Annotated in this window: 12 protein-coding genes; 7 read left to right on the plus strand and 5 right to left on the minus strand. The window is 74.4% G+C overall.

Annotation, left to right across the window (positions count from 1 at the left end; translation table 11 throughout):
* The first annotated feature begins 138 nt into the window (after positions 1-138).
* Genes LUZ64_RS06565 through LUZ64_RS06575 form a run of 3 tightly spaced genes read left to right on the plus strand, consistent with a single transcriptional unit; the run spans position 139 to position 5,124 of the window.
* Positions 139-1,164 (plus strand): cysteine synthase family protein, encoded by a 1,026-nt coding sequence (locus LUZ64_RS06565; protein ID WP_095578709.1) that lies wholly within the window; start codon positions 139-141, stop codon positions 1,162-1,164.
* Positions 1,164-2,675, plus strand: a complete 1,512-nt coding sequence (locus LUZ64_RS06570) for an MATE family efflux transporter (protein ID WP_095578710.1) — start codon at positions 1,164-1,166, stop codon at positions 2,673-2,675. The genes LUZ64_RS06565 and LUZ64_RS06570 overlap by 1 nt, the downstream gene beginning before the upstream one ends.
* A 46-nt stretch (positions 2,676-2,721) precedes the next feature.
* The gene (locus LUZ64_RS06575) at positions 2,722-5,124 is read left to right on the plus strand and encodes an ATP-binding cassette domain-containing protein (protein WP_095578711.1); all 2,403 of its coding nucleotides are present in this window, start codon (positions 2,722-2,724) and stop codon (positions 5,122-5,124) included.
* A gap of 56 nt (positions 5,125-5,180) precedes the next feature.
* Here LUZ64_RS06575 and LUZ64_RS06580 read toward each other — a convergent pair whose 3' ends face one another.
* Positions 5,181-5,636, minus strand: coding sequence for a GNAT family N-acetyltransferase (locus tag LUZ64_RS06580; RefSeq protein WP_095578712.1), 456 nt, complete (start codon positions 5,634-5,636; stop codon positions 5,181-5,183).
* Positions 5,637-5,833: 197 nt separating this feature from the next.
* On the opposite strand from LUZ64_RS06580, the gene LUZ64_RS06585 reads away from it, so the two are divergent.
* Positions 5,834-6,475, plus strand: coding sequence for a trimeric intracellular cation channel family protein (locus LUZ64_RS06585; RefSeq protein ID WP_232389760.1), 642 nt, complete (start codon positions 5,834-5,836; stop codon positions 6,473-6,475).
* 4 nt (positions 6,476-6,479) lie between these two features.
* Here the strand turns inward: LUZ64_RS06585 and LUZ64_RS06590 are convergent, their stop codons facing one another.
* On the minus strand, positions 6,480-7,565 hold the full coding sequence (locus LUZ64_RS06590) for a PucR family transcriptional regulator (protein WP_095578714.1): 1,086 nt from the start codon (positions 7,563-7,565) through the stop codon (positions 6,480-6,482).
* A 265-nt stretch (positions 7,566-7,830) separates the two neighbouring features.
* Here LUZ64_RS06590 and LUZ64_RS06595 point away from each other — a divergent pair, with 265 nt between their 5' ends.
* The 3 genes from LUZ64_RS06595 to LUZ64_RS06605 all read left to right on the plus strand — a co-directional run bounded on the left by LUZ64_RS06595 (position 7,831) and on the right by LUZ64_RS06605 (position 16,166).
* Positions 7,831-8,544, plus strand: a complete 714-nt coding sequence (locus LUZ64_RS06595; protein ID WP_095578715.1) for a hypothetical protein — start codon at positions 7,831-7,833, stop codon at positions 8,542-8,544.
* A gap of 103 nt (positions 8,545-8,647) precedes the next feature.
* Positions 8,648-10,690, plus strand: coding sequence for an SPFH domain-containing protein (locus tag LUZ64_RS06600; protein WP_095578716.1), 2,043 nt, complete (start codon positions 8,648-8,650; stop codon positions 10,688-10,690).
* Positions 10,691-11,039: 349 nt separating this feature from the next.
* Positions 11,040-16,166, plus strand: coding sequence for a DNA repair ATPase (locus tag LUZ64_RS06605; protein WP_107426557.1), 5,127 nt, complete (start codon positions 11,040-11,042; stop codon positions 16,164-16,166).
* Here LUZ64_RS06605 and LUZ64_RS06610 read toward each other — a convergent pair.
* Genes LUZ64_RS06610 through LUZ64_RS06620 form a run of 3 tightly spaced genes read right to left on the minus strand, consistent with a single transcriptional unit; the run spans position 16,129 to position 17,752 of the window.
* Positions 16,129-16,536 (minus strand): hypothetical protein, encoded by a 408-nt coding sequence (locus LUZ64_RS06610; RefSeq protein WP_211304909.1) that lies wholly within the window; start codon positions 16,534-16,536, stop codon positions 16,129-16,131. The genes LUZ64_RS06605 and LUZ64_RS06610 overlap by 38 nt on opposite strands.
* A complete protein-coding gene (locus LUZ64_RS06615; RefSeq protein ID WP_211304910.1) occupies positions 16,533-17,132 on the minus strand; it encodes a DUF6114 domain-containing protein in 600 nt (199 codons plus the stop codon). Before LUZ64_RS06615 ends, LUZ64_RS06610 begins: the two co-directional genes overlap by 4 nt.
* Complete coding sequence (locus tag LUZ64_RS06620; RefSeq protein WP_232389759.1) at positions 17,123-17,752, minus strand: DUF6230 family protein; 630 nt, start codon at positions 17,750-17,752, stop codon at positions 17,123-17,125. Before LUZ64_RS06620 ends, LUZ64_RS06615 begins: the two co-directional genes overlap by 10 nt.
* Positions 17,753-17,765 lie beyond the last annotated feature (13 nt).

Consider the following 17,765-nt stretch of genomic DNA (forward strand, 5'->3'; position numbering starts at 1 on the left):
GGGCTGGTCCCGCCCTGCCCGGCTGCCTGTCCGGGCTGGTCCCGCCCTGCCCGGCCGCCCGTCCGGGCTGGTCCCGCCCCGCCCGGCCGCCCGTCCGAGCCGCGCCCGCCCCTTTCCACCTGTCACAGGAGTACCTCCATGCACGAGGCACTGACGCGCCCCGCCGTGGTCTCCCGCATCTCCGACCTCATCGGATACACCCCGCTGTTCGAGCTGTGCCGCACCGACACCGGCAGCCGCCTGCTCCTCAAGCTGGAGATGTACAACCCCACCGGCAGCGCCAAGATCCGTATGGCCCGTCAGATGATCCTGGACGCCGAGGCGCGCGGCGCGCTGCGCACCGGCGGCCGCATCATCGAGTCCACCTCGGGCAACACCGGCCTCGGACTCGCCGTCATCGCCGCCGAGCGCGGCTACGCCTTCACCGCCGTCGTCGACAACCACGCCTGCCCCGACAAGCTGCGCGGCATGAAGGCGCTCGGCACCGAGCTCGTCCGGGTCGCCGACGACGGCACGGACGAGCTCGCCACCGCGGCCCGCGAGGAACTCGCCGCGGACATGGCACGCGGCCGGGACAACACCGTCTTCACCGAACAGCACAACAACCCCAGCAACGGCGTCGGCTACTACCCCGTCGCCCACGAGCTCCACCAGGCGCTCGGCGGCCGCATCGACGTCCTGATCGGCGCCGTCGGCACCGGCGGCGCCCTCTGCGGGACCACCCGGGAACTGCGCAGGCTCGTACCGGCCTTCCGGACCGTAGGCGTCGAACCCAAGGGGTCCGTCGCCTTCGGCGGCCCCGCCCACGACTACTACCAGTCGGGCACCGGCACCCCCGAGGGCGCCGGCATCGGCGCGCTCGTCGACTTCGACCTGATCGACGAGGGAGTGAAGGTCGGCGACGTCGAGGCGTTCGCCACCGCCCGCGCCGTCGCCCGCACCGGCCTGCTCATCGGCGGCTCCGCCGGGGGAGTGGTGTACGAGGCACTGGCCCGCTTGCGGTCGCTGCCGCCGGGCAGCACCATGGTCGCCCTCGTCAACGACGGCGGAGAGAAGTACATGGACACGGTCTTCGACGACGACTGGATGAACGCCCGGAACCTCATCGACCTCGCGGTGGAGCGCGAGATCGACGAGACCCTGACCAAGCTCCGCAAGAACTGATGCCCACCGCGCGGCGGACGAGGCCGGCCACCCTGCTCCGCGACAGCCGGGCGCTGGCCGGTCTCGCCGTCCCCCTCGTCCTCACCCAGCTCGCCCAGGTCGCCCTGACCACCACCGACACCGTGATGATGGGCCTCCTCGGCACCCGGGACCTGGCGGCCGGCGGCCTCGCGATCGTGCTCTTCAACCAGCTCCGCACCATGGGCGTCGGCCTCGTCACCTCCGTCGGCAACCGGATCGCGGCCGCCGCCGCGCGCGCCGAGACCGCCGCAGGCGCCGCCGACGGCGGTGGGGAAGCAGGCGCCGGTGCGGACGTTCGCGGTGGTGAAGGGCTCCGTGGCGGTGCGGAGGTCCGCCGGATCGTCCGCGCGAGCATGGCCGTGGCCACGCTCGCCGGACTCGCCGGAGGCGTCCTCCTGATCCTCCTCGGCGAGGGCCTCACCCTCCTCGGCCAGGAGGCGGACGTCGCCGCCCGCGCCCGCGCGATGCTCCTCGCCCTCGCCCCCGGACTGCTGCCCTGCCTGTGGTTCCAGGCCGTCCGCCAGTTCACCGTCGGCATGCGCCGCCCGCGGGCCCTGCTACGGATCACCCTCGCCTCCGTCGCGGTCAACGCCGGCCTGAACTGGCTGCTCGTCCACGGCACCTGGGGCCTGCCGGAGCTCGGCCTCCCGGGCATCGGAGCGGCCACCTCCACCGTCTACGCCCTCTCCTTCCTCGCCCTGTACGCCTCGGCGCGCCGGGACCCCGTCCTGGCCCCGCTGCTCAGCCCGAACGCGCTCAAGGCCGACCTCGCCACCACGCGCGACCTCCTGCGCCTCGGCGTCCCCATCGCCGCGACCTACGGTTCGGAGGCCGGGTTCTTCTCCCTGACCGCCCTGATGGCCGGCTCCTTCGGCAGCGCCGCGCTGGCCGCCCACACCGCCGTCAACCAGCTCGTCTACATCGTCTTCCAGGTCGCCGTCGGCCTCTCCCACGCGGCCTCCATCCACGTCAGCCGCGAGCTGGCCCTCGGCCGCTTCGACGCCGCACGGCGCATCCGGAACACCGCGCTCGCCTGCGCCGCCGCCGTCATGACCGCCGTCGCCGTCGTCTACGTCACCCTGCCCGGCCCGGTGCTGCGCCCCTTCCTCGACCCCGGTGCCGCGGGCGACGGCGGAGCCGTGACGATCGCGACCCGGCTGCTGCTCGTCGTCGCGGTCCTCCAGTTCTTCGACTGTGCCCAGAACATCGGCGTGGGCCTCCTGCGCGGCCTCGACGACACCGCCGGCGGGTTCCGCGTCACCCTCGTCGGGTACTGGGCCGTCGGGCTGCCCGCCGCCTGGCTCCTCGGCCACGCCGCGGGCCTGGAGACCCTCGGCATCTGGCTCGGCCTCCTCACCGGCCTCGCCACCACCGCGCTCCTCCTCCTGCGCCGCTACGCCCGCGGCCTCGGCGCCCTCGCCCGGGCCCACGAGGCCGCGCACGGTGTCGCGGGGAGGCCCTGGGAGGGCCATGGCAAGGTGGTCGCGTGAAGCGGCGGAGCCCGCGAGGGCGGCCCGCGCGACAGAGGGAGAGACGATGAGCAGGGCCACGAAGGCGGGCACGAAGGCGACCACCAAAGCGGCCGCGCCGCACGCCGCCGACAGCCACGACCTGATCCGGGTGCACGGCGCGCGCGTGAACAACCTCAAGGACGTCAGCGTTGAGCTCCCGAAGCGCCGGCTGACGGTGTTCACCGGGGTCTCCGGCTCGGGCAAGAGCTCGCTGGTGTTCGGCACGATCGCCGCCGAGTCGCAGCGGCTGATCAACGAGACCTACAGCGCCTTCCTCCAGGGCTTCATGCCGGCGCGGGCCAGGCCCGAGGTCGACGTCCTCGAAGGGCTGACGACCGCGATCATCGTCGACCAGCAGCGGATGGGCGCCGACCCCCGCTCCACGGTCGGCACCGCCACCGACGCCAACGCGATGCTGCGCATCCTCTTCAGCCGGCTCGGGAAGCCCCACATCGGCCCGCCGACGGCCTTCGCGTTCAACGTCCCGAAGCGGACGGCCAGCGGTTCCATGACCGTCGAGAAGGGCGAGGGCGAGCGGATCACGGTGCGCAAGGCCGTCTACCACGGCGGCATGTGCGCGCGCTGCGAAGGCCGGGGCACGGTCTCCGACATCGACCTCACCCAGCTCTACGACGACACCAAGTCGCTCGACGAGGGCGCGCTCACGATCCCCGGCTACACCATGGACGGCTGGTACGGCCGCATCTTCCGGGGCTGCGGCTTCTTCGACCCGGGCAAGCCGATCCGGAAGTTCACCAAGAAGGAGCTGCGCGACCTCCTCCACAAGGAACCGACCAAGATCAAGGTCGACGGGATCAACCTGACGTACGAGGGGCTGATCCCCAGGATCCAGAAGTCGATGCTGTCCAAGGACATCGACTCACTGCAGCCGCACATCCGCGCGTTCGTGGAGCGGGCGACGACGTTCACCACCTGCCCCGACTGCGGAGGCACCCGGCTCGCCGAGGAGGCGCGCTCGTCGAGGATCGCAGGGATCAACATCGCCGACGCGTGCGCGATGGAGATCAGGGAGCTCGCCGGATGGGTCCGCGGGCTCGCCGAGCCGTCGGTCGCGCCGCTGCTCGGCAAACTGCTCCACACCCTCGACTCCTTCGTCGAGATCGGGCTCGGCTACCTGTCGCTGGAACGGCCCGCGGGCACGCTGTCGGGCGGCGAGGCGCAGCGCGTCAAGATGATCCGCCACCTCGGCTCCCCGCTGACCGACACCACCTATGTCTTCGACGAGCCGACCATCGGTCTGCACCCGCACGACATCCAGCGGATGAACGAGCTGCTGCTCCGGCTGCGGGACAAGGGCAACACCGTGCTCGTCGTCGAGCACAAGCCGGAGACGATCGCGATCGCCGACCACGTCGTCGACCTCGGCCCCGGCGCGGGCACGGCGGGCGGCACCATCTGCTTCGAGGGCACGTTCGAGGGGCTGCGGGCCGGTGGCACCCTCACCGGCCGCCACCTCGACGACCGGGCCGCCCTCAAGGAGAAGGTGCGGACGCCCACCGGCCGGCTCCCGGTCCGGGGCGCCACCCGCCACAACCTCCGGGACGTCGACGTCGACATCCCGCTCGGCGTCCTCTGCGTCGTCACCGGTGTCGCCGGCTCCGGCAAGAGCTCGCTGATCCACGGCTCCGTCCCCGCCTCCGAGGGCGTCGTCTCGGTCGACCAGGCACCCATCCGCGGCTCGCGGCGCAGCAACCCGGCCACGTACACCGGGCTGCTCGACCCGATCCGCAAGGCCTTCGCCAAGGCCAACGGTGTGAAGCCGGCGCTGTTCAGCTCCAACTCCGAGGGCGCCTGCCCCACCTGCAACGGCGTCGGCGTCGTCTACACCGACCTGGGGATCATGGCCACCGCCGAGACCACCTGCGAGGACTGCGAGGGGAAGCGGTTCGAGGCGTCGGTGCTGGAGTACCGGCTCGGCGGCCGGGACATCAGCGAGGTGCTGGCGATGCCGGTGGGCGAGGCCCTGGAGTTCTTCGCGGCCGGTGAGGCGCGCATCCCGGCCGCGCACAGGATCCTGACCCGGCTCGCGGACGTCGGCCTCGGCTACCTCGGTCTCGGCCAGCCGCTCACCACGCTGTCCGGCGGCGAGCGTCAGCGGCTCAAGCTGGCCACCCACATGGGGGAGAAGGGCGGCGTGTACGTCCTCGACGAGCCGACCACCGGCCTCCACCTCGCTGATGTCGAGCAGCTGCTCGGCCTGCTCGACCGGCTCGTCGACTCCGGCAAGTCGGTCATCGTCATCGAGCACCACCAGGCGGTCATGGCGCACGCCGACTGGATCATCGACCTAGGCCCCGGCGCCGGGAACGACGGCGGCCGGATCGTCTTCGAGGGCACCCCGGCCGACCTCGTGGCCGACGGCTCGACCCTCACGGGGGAGCACTTGGCGGCGTACGCGGGCGCCTGACCGCGGCACGCGCGGGCACCGGCCGCGGGCTCGACGCCGGTGCCCGGTGCCCGGGCTCAGGCCACGAGGGAACGCTCGAAGCACATCGAGTCGCGCACGCCCTCGTACGGGCCGAAGTTGGGGATCCGCGCGTATCCCGAGCGGACGTAGAAGCGCACGGCGTCGGGCTGACGGACCCCCGTCTCCATCCGCAGGCTCGTCCAGCCCCGCTCGCGCGCCCAGTCCTCCATCGCGCGGAGTATCCGCCCAGCGGCCCCCGACCCGCGCGCGCCCGGCGCCACGTACATCCGCTTGACCTCGCCCACCCCACCACCGAGATCCCGGAGCCCGCCGCACCCCACGGCGGTCCCGTCGTCCTCACGGGCCACGAAGAACGCCGCGATGTCCGCCGCCGACGGCGGCACACCGGGCTCGCTGTCCGTGGTCCCGTACCGCTCGGCTATCTCGGCCCGCTGGGCGGCGCGCAGCGCGGTGGCGTCGGGGTCGGTCCAGCCGACCTGTTCGATCTTCATGCGGGGATTCTGCCCGACGGGCCTGCCCGGGTGACTTTCCGCCCGTGCCGCGAGGCGGCGGCGCTCGTCCTTTCGGCCGATGTGCGCTCTCCCCGTCCCCGTTCCTTCGGCCGAAGCGCTGTGTCGCCTTCGAATGATGGGATCGACTGGTTCATGGGAGGACGAAGAGGTCCCCGTTCACAAATATTGATCATGGAATGGGGACGGCGATGCTGCACGTGCTCTACCTGGTGGGTATCGCCGCCTTCGCCGCCAGCGGTGTGCTGGCCGCGCACCGCGCGCGGCTCGACCCCTTCGGCGGGCTGGTGCTCGCCTTCGCCGCGTCGATCTCCGGCGGCACCCTGCGCGACCTCGTGCTGGACCGGCACCCGCTGTACTGGACGCACGACTGGGTGCTGCTGACGGTGATCGCCGGCACCGCCGTCGCGACCATGGTCTACCTGCGCTTCCGTGACCTCCCGCACCGGGCGCTGATGACCGTCGACGCGCTGGGCCTCGCCGTCGTCACCGTCATCGGGGCCCGGGCCGCCCTCGACGCGGGTGTCACACCGTTCGCCGTGATCATCCTCGCCGTGGTGACCGGAGTGACCGGCGAGGTGATCCGGGACGTGCTGTGCGGGGAGTTCCCGCCGCTGCTCCTGCGCGAGGAGGTCTACGCCACCGCCGCCCTGGCCGGTGCGGGCTGCTACCTGTTGCTGGACCGGCTGGGCATGGGCGACACCCCGGCCACGGTGATCTCGGCGGGGACCGTCTTCGCGATCCGGACGGGCGCGCTGTACTACGGCCTCCACCTGCCCCGCCTCTCCCCCCGGCCCCGCGGGGATTCCGGGACCTCCTGAGTCCTCAGAGTTCCTGTGCCGGCCAGTCCAGCAGGCGTGCGCCGATGACCGCCGTCTGGAGGGTGTAGCGGTGCATCGGGTCGGCGGGGTCCGAGCCGGTGTACCGGTGGATGCGCTCCAGCCGGTAGGTGAGGGCCCGCACGCTCAGGCAGAGGCGGCGGGCCGCCTCTGCGGCCACGCACCCGGAGTCGAAGTACGCGGTGAGCGTCTCCAGCAGCGGCTCGGCGCCGCCGCGCGCCTGCCGCAGCGGGCCCAGCGTGGAGCGGACCAGATCGGCCATGGCCTGCCGGTCCCGCGTCAGGACGGGGAAGACCAGCAGGTCCGCGGCGCGCAGTACGGGCGCCTCGAGACCCATCCGGCCGGCCAGGTCCAGGGCGCCGAGGGCCTCCTCGTAGGAGTGCACCACCCCGCCCGCGCCGGGGTGCGCGCGGCCGATCGCCACCTGGCCGCCCTCGGTCGCGGTGTGCGCCTGCTTGGTGAAGTACCGCAGGACGTCGTCCTGGTCGCCCGGCGCGACACAGATCAGCCGGCCGTCCTTGGTCGTCAGGAGGATCTGCCGCTCTCCGAAACGGACGTGGAGCGCGCTCTCCACCCGCCGCATCACGGGGTGGGTGTCGTCGTACGGCTCGGGGCCGGCCGCGACGGCCACCGCGTGGGCGCGGGCCAGCCGCAGCCCGAAGCGCTCGGCGCGCTCCGCGAGCCGGCCCAGGTCGCTGCGCCCGTAGAGGAGGTCGTCGATGAACTCCCGGCGGGCCGCCTCCTCCTGCCGCACGGCCAGCCGTTGCGCGCGCTCGTAGCCTTCGGCGAAGGCGTCGACGGCCTGCTCGGTCGCGGCGAGGACGGTCTCGGCGGTGGCTCGGGCACCGGGCGCGCCGCCGGAGGTGGGGAGCGCGGACCAGACCTCCCGGGTGGTGGCGAGGTGGCCGATGACCAGCTGTCGCAGCCCGCACCCCCGCTCGGCGGCCCGCTCGCCGAGTGCGCGGCGCGATTCCAGCTCGTCGCGGCTGAGCCGGCGGCCGGTGGCCGAGACCCTGGTGAGGATCTCGGCATAGCCGTCCAGATACTCCCCGGATATGTCCTGCTGCGTCACGCGGTCTCCCTGTTTCCTGACGCGCTCCTGATGATTTCCTGTCGCGCGCGTTGCTCAGGGTGCCAGACGGCCGCCGGAGGGCAGCACCCTGCATTAAGGAAGCGTAAAGATTGCCGGGATCCGGCAATGCATGGATATGGCAACGAATGGCAACCTGGGGGTGCGGGAAACGGGGGAAGGCCTCGGCGTCGGAACACGGCAACGCCATCCGGCGCCGGGGCCCCCGCGGGTAACAGGGACAACATCGGACGAAGGGGGCGGGTGCGTGCACGACTTCCTCGCCGCCGCGCTGGGCTTCCCGGCCGTCCTCTTCGGCTTCGCGCTGCTGGTCGTCGTCGGCTACTGGCTGCTGGTCCTGGCCGGCGGCCTGGACCCGGGCGACCACGGCCACGCCGGGGACCTCGACACGGGCCCGGAGGGCGTCGACGGCGCCGGTCCCGGCGGTCCGGCAGGCCTCGTGGCCGCGGCCGGCCTGGGCGGGGTGCCCGTCTCCGTCGTGCTGTCCCTGCTGATCGCCGTCGCCTGGTTCCTGTCCCTCGCGGGCACCGCCCTGCTGGCCGACGCGGACGTTCCCGCCCTGCTCTGGGCGGCCCTGTCCGTGGGCGTGCTGGCCGGCGCGCTCGCCGGTTCGTGGGCCGCCGCCTGGGTGCTCGTACGCCCGCTCCGCCACCTCTTCCCCGACGAACGCCCGCCCTCACGGCTGGACTTCGTCGGCCGCGTCTGCGTCATCCGCACGGGCCGGGTCGGGCCCGACTTCGGGCAGGCCGAGGTGACCGCCGAGGACGGCTCGACGGCGATCGTCCAGGTCCGCGCGGAACCGGCCCCGCGACGGGACGGCGGCCCGGAGCCGCTCCACCCCGGGGAACCCGGCCTCACCGCCGGCGCGACCGCGCTGATCTTCGACTACGACGCCGACGGCGAGTTCTTCCGGGTCGCGCCCTTCGACGCGGCACCCGGCCCGGAGCGCCCCGCCGCCTGACCGGCCGCCCCCATCCCGCACGCCTCAGTGCACAAACGTTTCTTCACTCGCGACGCCCGCGCCCGCCCGCGGCCCCTCGCGACCCACACGACAGAGGTTCCCCATGGATGCCACCGCCATCGGCGTCGGCGTGCTCGTCGCCGTCCTGCTGCTCATCGCCCTCGGTGTGTTCTTCACCGTCAGCCGCCTCTTCCGCAAGGTCGAGCAGGGCCGGGCGCTGATCATCTCCAAGACGAAACGCGTCGACGTCACCTTCACCGGCGCCGTGGTCCTGCCGGTGCTGCACAAGGCCGAGTACATGGACATCTCGGTGAAGACCATCGAGATCCGCCGGACCGGCCGCGAGGGCCTGATCTGCAAGGACAACATCCGCGCGGACATCCACATCAACTTCTTCGTGCGCGTCAACAAGACCGTCGAGGACGTCGTCAAGGTCGCCCAGGCCATCGGCACGGCCCGGGCCAGCGACCCGCGTACCTTGCAGGAGTTCTTCGCCGCGAAGTTCTCCGAGGCGCTCAAGACCGTCGGCAAGCAGCTCGACTTCGTCGACCTCTACACCAAGCGCGAGGAGTTCCGGGACCGGATCATCGCGGTCATCGGCACCGACCTCAACGGCTACCACCTCGAGGACGCCGCCATCGACTTCCTCGAGCAGACCCCGATGACCCAGCTGGACGCCGCGAACATCCTCGACGCCCAGGGCATCCGCAAGATCACCGAGCTGACGGCCATCGAGCACGTGCGCACCAACGAGTTCCAGCGCACCGAGGAGAAGGAGATCACCCGGCAGAACGTCGAGGCCCGGGAGGCGGTCCTCGAACTGGAGCGCCGCCAGGCCGACGCCGAGATCAAGCAGCAGCGCGAGATCGAGACCGTACGGGCCCGGGAGGAGGCCGAGACCGCCCGGGTGCAGGCCGAGGAGCGGCTGCGCTCGCACAGCGCCCACCTCAAGACGGAGGAGGCGCTCGGCATCCAGAACGAGAACCGCGAGCGCGAGGTGGCCGTCGCGCAGAAGAACCGCGAGCGGGTCATCGCCGTCGAGAGCGAGCGGATCGAGAAGGACCGGATGCTGGAGGTCATCGCGCGCGAGCGGGAGACCCAGCTGCGCCGCATCGCCGCCGACAAGGAGGTCGAGGCCGAGAAGCGGGAGATCGCCGACGTCGTCCGGGAGCGGATCGCGGTCGAGCGGACCGTCGCCGCCCAGGAGGAGGAGATCAAGAAGCTCCGCGCGGTCGAGGAGGCCGAGCGCGAGCGGCAGGCCACCGTCATCCGTGCCGAGGCCGAGGCGCAGGAGCGCCTGGTCAAGGACATCAAGGCCGCGGAGGCGGCCGAGCAGGCGGCCGGCCACCGGGCCGCCGAGACCCTGACCCTGGCCGAGGCGCGCCGCAAGGCCGCCGAGCTCGACGCCGAGGCCGCCGTCCGGCTGGCCGACGGCAAGCGGGCGGACGCGGCGGCCGTCGGACTCGCGGAGGCGGAGGTGCGCGAGCGCACCGCCCAGGCGATCGGCAAGGTCGGGCACGCCGAGGCCGAGGTGGCCAGGGAGAAGGCGTTCGCCGGGGCCGAAGGGCTCAAGCGGAAGCTCCAGGCCGAGGCCGAGGGGCTCACGGACAAGGCCGCCGCGATGGCGGCGCTGGACGCCGCGAGCCGCGAGCACGAGGAGTTCCGGCTGCGCCTGGAGGCGGAGAAGGACGTCCGGCTGGCCGGCATCGAGACACAGCGGCAGGTCGCCGAGGCCCAGGCGGGCCTCCTCGCCACCGGCCTGGAGAACGCGAAGATCGACATCGTCGGCGGCGACAGCGTCTTCTTCGACCGGCTGGTGAACTCCATCGCGCTCGGCAAGGGTGTCGACGCCTTCGTCGACCGCTCCGAGACCGTACGGACCCTGGCCGGCCCGTGGCTCGACAAGGACGACTCGTCCTTCACCCGGGACCTCGGCGCCCTGGCCGCCGGACCCGTCCCGGCGGGTCTGCGCGACCTCACCCTCGCCGGCGCCCTCAGCGGGCTGATCGCCGGGGGCGGCCCCCGGGCGGGCGCCCTCCAGGGCCTGCTGGAGTCCGCACGGGCCGGCGGGCTGGCGGACACCAGCCTCGCCGAACTGCTGGGCGCCGGCGCCGCACCGGCGTCGGTGAACGGCGCGGGGAAGTAGCCGGCGGGGGCGGTCGTCCGCGGGCGAGTGCCGTGCGGCGGCCGATGGGAGGGCGTGCCGGTGGACGGGCGTCCGGGCACCGAACCGGTGCGGGCGCGGGTCTCCGGAGGCGGGTCGCCGCGCGGCGGCCGGTCGTCGGGGGCGCCGGTGGACGGGCCCCCGACGCCGGACCGGCCGGTGGGCGCCGGGACGCGGCCCGCCGTGCGGCGACCGGCGGCGGACGAGCGCCGCCGGGCGGGCGGCCGGTGAGCACCGGCGCCCGCCCCCCGACAAGCAAGCCCCCGACAAGCAAAGCGCCCTCAAGCGAGCGGCGGCAGGGCAGAGTACGAAACGGAAGGCCGGGAACGACGTGATCACCGAACGCCGGGACACGCGAGGCAAGCCGGGCGCGGACACCGCCCCCGCCACGCACGGGGACGGCACCGCGGCGGGGCTCGCCGGGCCGGACGCGGCGACCTACGAGGTGCTGCGCGACCGGCTCACGGCACAGGCCGGTGAGCTCCGCCGCCGGGCCGAGGAGCTCAACGCCCGGCGGGCGGCGACCTTCGGCTCCACCGGGCTGAGCCTCCTCGGCACCGCCGTGCTCCGCACGGAGCACCCGTGCGAACCGCGCGACATCGCGGCCGCCGGCGGCCATCTGCTCCTCGGCGTCCACGCACCCGCCCGTACGGGCCCGGAGACGGCCGTCTCCGACGTCCTCACCCTCCACACCGTGCGCGTCGACGGCGGGGCGGGCGGCACGGGTGGTGCCGTGGCCCTGGAAGGCGCGGGCGCGGGGCTTGCTCCGGTCACGGGCTCTGTGGGCGGCGTGGCGGCCCCGACCGGCATGGGCTCCGGGGACGGTGCCGCGGTCCCGGACGGTGCCGGGCGTCGTGTCACCCTCGTCGCCGCCCCCGCCGACGCCCTCCCCGGGCTGCTCCACGACCCGGGCTTCACCAAGGACTTCGCCGAGCTCCACCGCTACTACCGCGACGCGGCGCTCGTCCGCCTCCACCGGGCCGACGGCAAGCTCCTCGCCGCCTTCCGCACCGGCCCGCGCCCCGGCGACCTGCGGGTACTGCGCTGGCGGTTCGCCCCCGACGGCACCCCCGACTACCTGGACGCGCACGGCGAGCGCGACCACGCACTCCCGCCGTCCCAGGAGCTCACCTGGACGCCCGCCACCCGCGACGACCACGTACTCGGCCGGCACCCCCACGTCTCCGTCGCGGGCGAGGCGTTCGTCTCCACCGTCGGCGGCACCCTCACCGTCAAGACCGAGAACACCACCGAGTCCGCCGAGGGCGTCCACAGCGAACCGGTCGACGAACCGCTCCAGTCCCTCGCCGACGCCGAGATCGCGCACGCCCGCGCCGGCACGCTCCTCCTGCTGCGCGTCCGCCCGTACAACGAGGCCGCGCCGCGCCACTTCGTCCTCGACACCGCCACCGGGACCGTGACCCGCCAGGACGGCATCGGCCGGGCCTGCCTGCGCCTCCCCGACGACCAGGGCATCGTCTTCCCCGGCGGCTACCACCTCGCCACCGGCGCCACCAGGACCTTCGACACCGACACCGCGGGACTCCGCTTCGACGCGGCCGTGACCGCGCCGAACGGCGAGGACGTCCTCTACTCCTTCCGCGCGCCCGAGGACGGGCGCACCGTGCTGCTCCCGTACAACACCCTCCGCGAGGAGGCCGCCACCCCGCTCGTCTGCCACGGCCACGCCCTCTTCGACGACGGCACGCTCGTCGTCCTGCGCGCCGGTGCCGAAGGGCCGTCCCGCGCGCACACCCTCCAGGTCTGGCGGACCCCGTTCCGCTCCGACGCGCACGCCGCCGCCGCGCCCGCCGTGGCCGACGGCCCGCTGGCGCGCGTCGGCAACGCCGACCTGGTGCGCTGCCTCTCCGCCTGCCTCTCCCTGGCCCGCGCGATCCCCGGCACCGCCCCGACGCCCGCCGCCCTCGAACCCCTCGTCGCGGCCTGCGCGCGCGTCACCGACCGCTTCCCCTGGCTCGCCGAACCCGGCCTCGGCGGGCTGCACACCCCCCTCGCCGCCGTCCGCGCCACCGCAGAACAGGTCCTGCGCGAGTCCGGGGCCGTCCAGGCCCTCACCCGGCAGGCCGCCGACGCACTGGGCGAGGCCGCCGTGCACATCGCCTCGCTCGTCCGCCGCATCCGCGGCGAGGCGCCCCGCACGGCCGGCGCGTGGGTCGAGCGGATCACCGAACTCCGCCGGGCCCAGGGCCGCCTGGCGGCCTTGCGCGAGATGCCCTACGCCGACATCCCGCGCGTCGACACCCTCGCCGACGACGTGGCGGGCGACATCACCGCCACCGCGCGCCGTGCCGTCGCCTTCCTCCGACGGCCGGACGCCTTCGCCGCCGACCACGCCGACACCGAGGCCCTGACCGCCGAGGCGGAGGCCCTCACCACCGCAGCCGGGGCGGACCCCCTCGCCGACCGGATCACCGAACGGACCGAAGGACTCCAGGTCCTCACCGAGGTCGTCACCGGCCTGGACATCGGCGACGCCACCGTCCGCACCACCGTCCTGGAACACGTCGGAGAGGTGCTCGGCGGCCTCAACCGCGCCCGCGCCACGCTGACCGCGCGCCGCCGCGCCCTCCAGGAGCACGAGGGCCGGTCCGCCTTCACCGCCGAGACCGCCCTGCTCGGCCAGGCCGTCACCGGCGCGCTCGCCGCCGCCGACACCCCCGAGCGCTGCGAGGACGAGCTCGGCCGCCTCCTCCTCCGCCTGGAGGACCTCGAAGCCCGGTTCGCCGGCCACGACGGCTTCCTCGCCGAGCTGGCGACCCGGCGCGGCGACGTCCACGACGCCTTCTCCGCCCGGCGGCAGTCCCTCCAGGACGCCCGCGCCCGGCAGGCTGAACGCCTCGCCGGCTCCGCGGTCAGGGTCCTGGAGACGATCGGCCGCCGCGCCGCCGCCCTGGCCGACCAGGACGCGGTGCACACCTACTTCGCCTCCGACCCCATGGTGGCCAAGGTCCGGCGCACCGCCGTCGAGCTGCGCGGGCTCGACGACCCGGTGCGGGCCGACGAGCTGGAGGGCCGGCTCACGGCGGCCCGCCAGGAGGCCGTACGCGCCCTGCGCGACCGCGCCGACCTCTTCGCCGACGGCCACGGCGACGGCACGGGTACGGCCGGCCGTACCGTCAGGCTCGGGCGGCACCGCTTCACCGTCACCACCCGGCCCGCCGAACTCACGCTCGTACCGCACGGGGACGGCCTGGCCCTCGCCCTCACCGGTACCGACTACCGCGCCCCCGTCACCGACCCCGTTCTCACCGCCGGCCGCCTCCACCGGGACCGGCTGCTGCCCTCCGAGTCCCCGGAGGTCTACCGCGCCGAACACCTCGCCGCGAAGATCCTCGCGACCGAGGACCCGGCGGCGCTCCAGGAGGCCGACCTGCCCGCCCTCGTACGGCGGGCCGCCGAGGCCGCCTACGACGAGGGCTACGAACGCGGCGTCCACGACCACGACGCGACCGCCCTCCTCACCGCCCTCCTGCGGCTGCGCGCCGGAGCCGGGCTGCTGTGGCACCCGGCCGGGGCACGGGCCGCCGCGCAGACGTACTGGGCCCACGGGCCCGACGCGGCCACCCGCGAGGAGACCGCCCGCCGCGCGGTGTCGCTCGGACGGGCGCGCGCGGCCTTCGGACGGCCGGAGGCGATGGACGCCCTCAAGGCCGAACTGGCCGAGGACGTCGCGCGGTTCGCGGCGGACGCGGACCTGGGGGACGTCCCGGCCGCCGCCGCGGCCGCCTACCTCGTGGAACACCTGGCCGCCGGGGCCGACGGCTTCGCCACCGCGGCACCGGCCCGCGCCCTCCTCGACGCCTTCCACAAGGCCGTGGACGGCACCTCCTACGCGGCGGACCTGCGGGCCACGACCGGCCTACAGGCCCGCCACCGGCTCGCCCTGGCCTGGCTCGGCGCGTACGCCGCCGCCTCCGGCGAGGACACCGACCCCGGCGACCTCGCCGAGGCCGTGGCCGCCGAGGTCAGCCCCCTCCTGCCCCGCCGGGCCGTGGACGCCCCGCTCACCGCGACCGTCGACGGCCTGCTGGGCACCCACCCCCGCGTCACCGACCGCCGTCTCACCCTCCGGATCGACGAATTCCACGCCCGTACGGACCGATTCCGCGCGCACGACGTGCCCGCCTTCCGCGCCTACCAGCGGCAGCGCGACGCGCTCGTGGCGCGCGAACGCGCCCGGCTGCGCCTCGACAGCCTCCGGCCCAGGGTGATGAGCGCCTTCGTCCGCAACCGCCTCGTCGACGAGGTCTACCTCCCGCTCGTCGGCGACAGCCTCGCCAAACAGCTGGGCACGGCGGGGGAGGGGGCCCGCACCGACCGGAGCGGCCTGCTGCTGCTCCTCTCGCCGCCCGGCTACGGCAAGACGACGCTCATGGAGTACGTCGCCGACCGCCTCGGCCTCGTCTTCGTGAAGGTGAACGGCCCGGCCCTCGGCCGGGGCACCACCTCCCTGGACCCCGCCGAGGCCCCCGACGCCACCGCCCGCCAGGAGGTCGAGAAGATCAACTTCGCGCTGGCGGCGGGCAACAACACCCTGCTGCACCTCGACGACATCCAGCACACCTCGCCCGAACTCCTGGAGAAGTTCCTCTCCCTGTGCGACGCGCAGCGCCGCGTCGAGGGCGTGCTCGACGGCGAGCCCCGCACCTATGACCTGCGGGGCAAGCGCTTCGCCGTCAGCATGGCCGGCAACCCCTACACCGGGTCCGGGAAGCGCTTCCACCTCCCCGACATGCTCGCCAACCGCGCCGACGTGCGGAACCTCGGCGACGTGCTGGCCGGCAAGGAGGACGTCTTCGCCCTCAGCTTCGTGGAGAACGCCCTGACCTCCCACCCCGTCCTCGCCCCGCTGGCCGGCCGGCCGCCGGGCGACCTGCCGCTGCTGGTCCGGCTGGCCGAGGGCGACACGGGCGTGGCGGCGGGCGAGCTCGCGCACCCTTACCCGCCGGCCGAACTCGACCGCGTCCTGGCCGTCCTGCGGCACGTCCTCGCGGCGCGGCGGACGGTCCTCGCGGTCAACGCCGCCTACATCGACTCGGCCGCTCGGAGCGACGCCACCCGCACCGAGCCGCCCTTCCTGCTCCAGGGCTCGTACCGCGACATGAACCGGATCACCGAACGCGTCGCGGCGGTGATGACCGACGCCGAACTCGCCGCCGTCGTCGACGACCACTACGCGGGCGAGGCCCGTACCCTCGCCGCGGACGCCGAGGCCAACCTCCTCAAGCTCGCCGAGCTCCGGGGCACCCTCACCCCGGAACAGGCCGACCGCCGACGGGAGATCAACGCCGCGTACGTCCGCGTCCACGCCCTCGGCGGCCCCGAGGCCGATCCGCTGACCCGCGCGGTCGCCGCCCTGGGCCTCCTCGCGGAACGCGTCTCCGCCGTGGAGGCGGCCATCAGCCGGGCCGCCGGCGGGCCCCCGGCGCGGGCGTAGCGAGGGCCAGGCCGTCGGCGTCGATGGTGTCGCTGGTGACCAGGGCCTGTTCGGCGGTGACGTCCGTCATGAAGGCGAACGGCGGGGACACAGGAGGGACGGGCAGCGCGTCCGGGGTGAAGGTCAGGCAGAGCAGGCCCTGGACGCAGCCGCTGAGGCGGGTGAGGTAGAGCGTCACGTCACCGTTCAGCCTCAGCTCCCGGGCGTCGAGGGCGAGTTCGCCGCCGCCGTCGCGGGTCCGTAGCCGGTAGCCGCTGAGGGAGGCCGCCCGCATGCGCAGCACCATGGCCCTGAGCGGCCCGGCGGCGGTGGGCACCTCGGTGACGCCCGCCAGGGTGAAGCCGTCCGGCGAGAAGCGGGTCGTGGTCACGGTCGGCGGGGTACGGGCGGCCCTGACGGGAGCGCCACCGGGCGGGGCCCCGGCCCCGGCACGGCCAGGCCCGCGAGCAGGACGAGGGGCAGGGCCACCGCGAGATGGCCGGACGGCGGGGAAGCCGGTCCTTCGCGACCGGAGTCCGCGGGTGAGGGGCCCGCGCTCCCCGGGCCGGAGGCGGGGTCCGGACCCGGACCGTCCGTCCCCGCCGTCCGCCCGCCGCCCGCTCCCGGCGTCCAGGCGAAGCCCATCGCGCCGCCCGCGATGCCCAGCAGCATGCCGATGAGGAAGCCCCCCAGGTTGGTGGCGGCGAAGGAGACCACCGACAGGATCACCGCGTGCACACCGACGTAGTGGTGGGTGTGGGGCAGGAACCACAGGAAGAGGCCGGCCGTGATCAGCGCGGCGCCGATGCCGATCGCCGCGACGCCGCCGAGCCCGAGGCTCACCACGACCGGCAGCGGTGACAGCGGGCTGGCCGTGATCTCGGCGCCGCCCAGGACCAGCAGCACACCGGCCCAGAACGGCCGCGTCCGGCGCCAGGCGCGCGCGGGACGCCACCGCGCCCGTGCCGGGCGGGAGTTCAGAAACACGCCGGGCCGTCCAGACTCACCTTCAGCGAGAGCCCCTTGAGACGGAAGTTTCCGCCGGTCGCCGACCAGGCGTGCGACCGCACCCCCGAGACCGTGACCTCCGAGGCCTGGAGGCCGAACGCGCCCGCCTCTCCGCGCACCCCGGGCACCTGGTCCAGCGTCGAGGCGTCCCGCCCGATCTGCACGTCGCCGAAGCGCGCGTCGCCGACCAGGTCCTCGCCGTCGATCACCAGGTCGCTCGCGGTCACCTCGCCCGCCTCGCCGCCCGCCGTCAGCTTGAACACCACCTGCCCGAGCGGGGTGTCCACCCGCGAGGACTGGCAGAGGTCCGTCAGGGTGGCGTCGCCGATGCCGAGCAGCGCGGCCGGGTGACCGGTGCCGTCGGCGGACCGGTCGACCTGGACGTACGAGGCCAGGCCCTGGCTCGTCAGACGGCCCGAGGACACCTGGAAGGCGGTGCCGGACACCGCGAAGGAGGACGCCAGCACCCCCTCGGACATCGCCACCGCCATCACCGCCACCGCCGCCAGCGCGGGGACGGCGACGGCGGCGGCCTTCTTCCAGGCCGTACCGCCGGGAGGCACGCGGTCGTCGTGGTTGCCGGGGCCGCCGGGGTTCACCAAGGGGTTCCTC

This window comes from Streptomyces albireticuli (assembly GCF_021228125.1).
In the GTDB taxonomy this organism is placed as follows: Bacteria; Actinomycetota; Actinomycetes; order Streptomycetales; family Streptomycetaceae; genus Streptomyces; species Streptomyces albireticuli.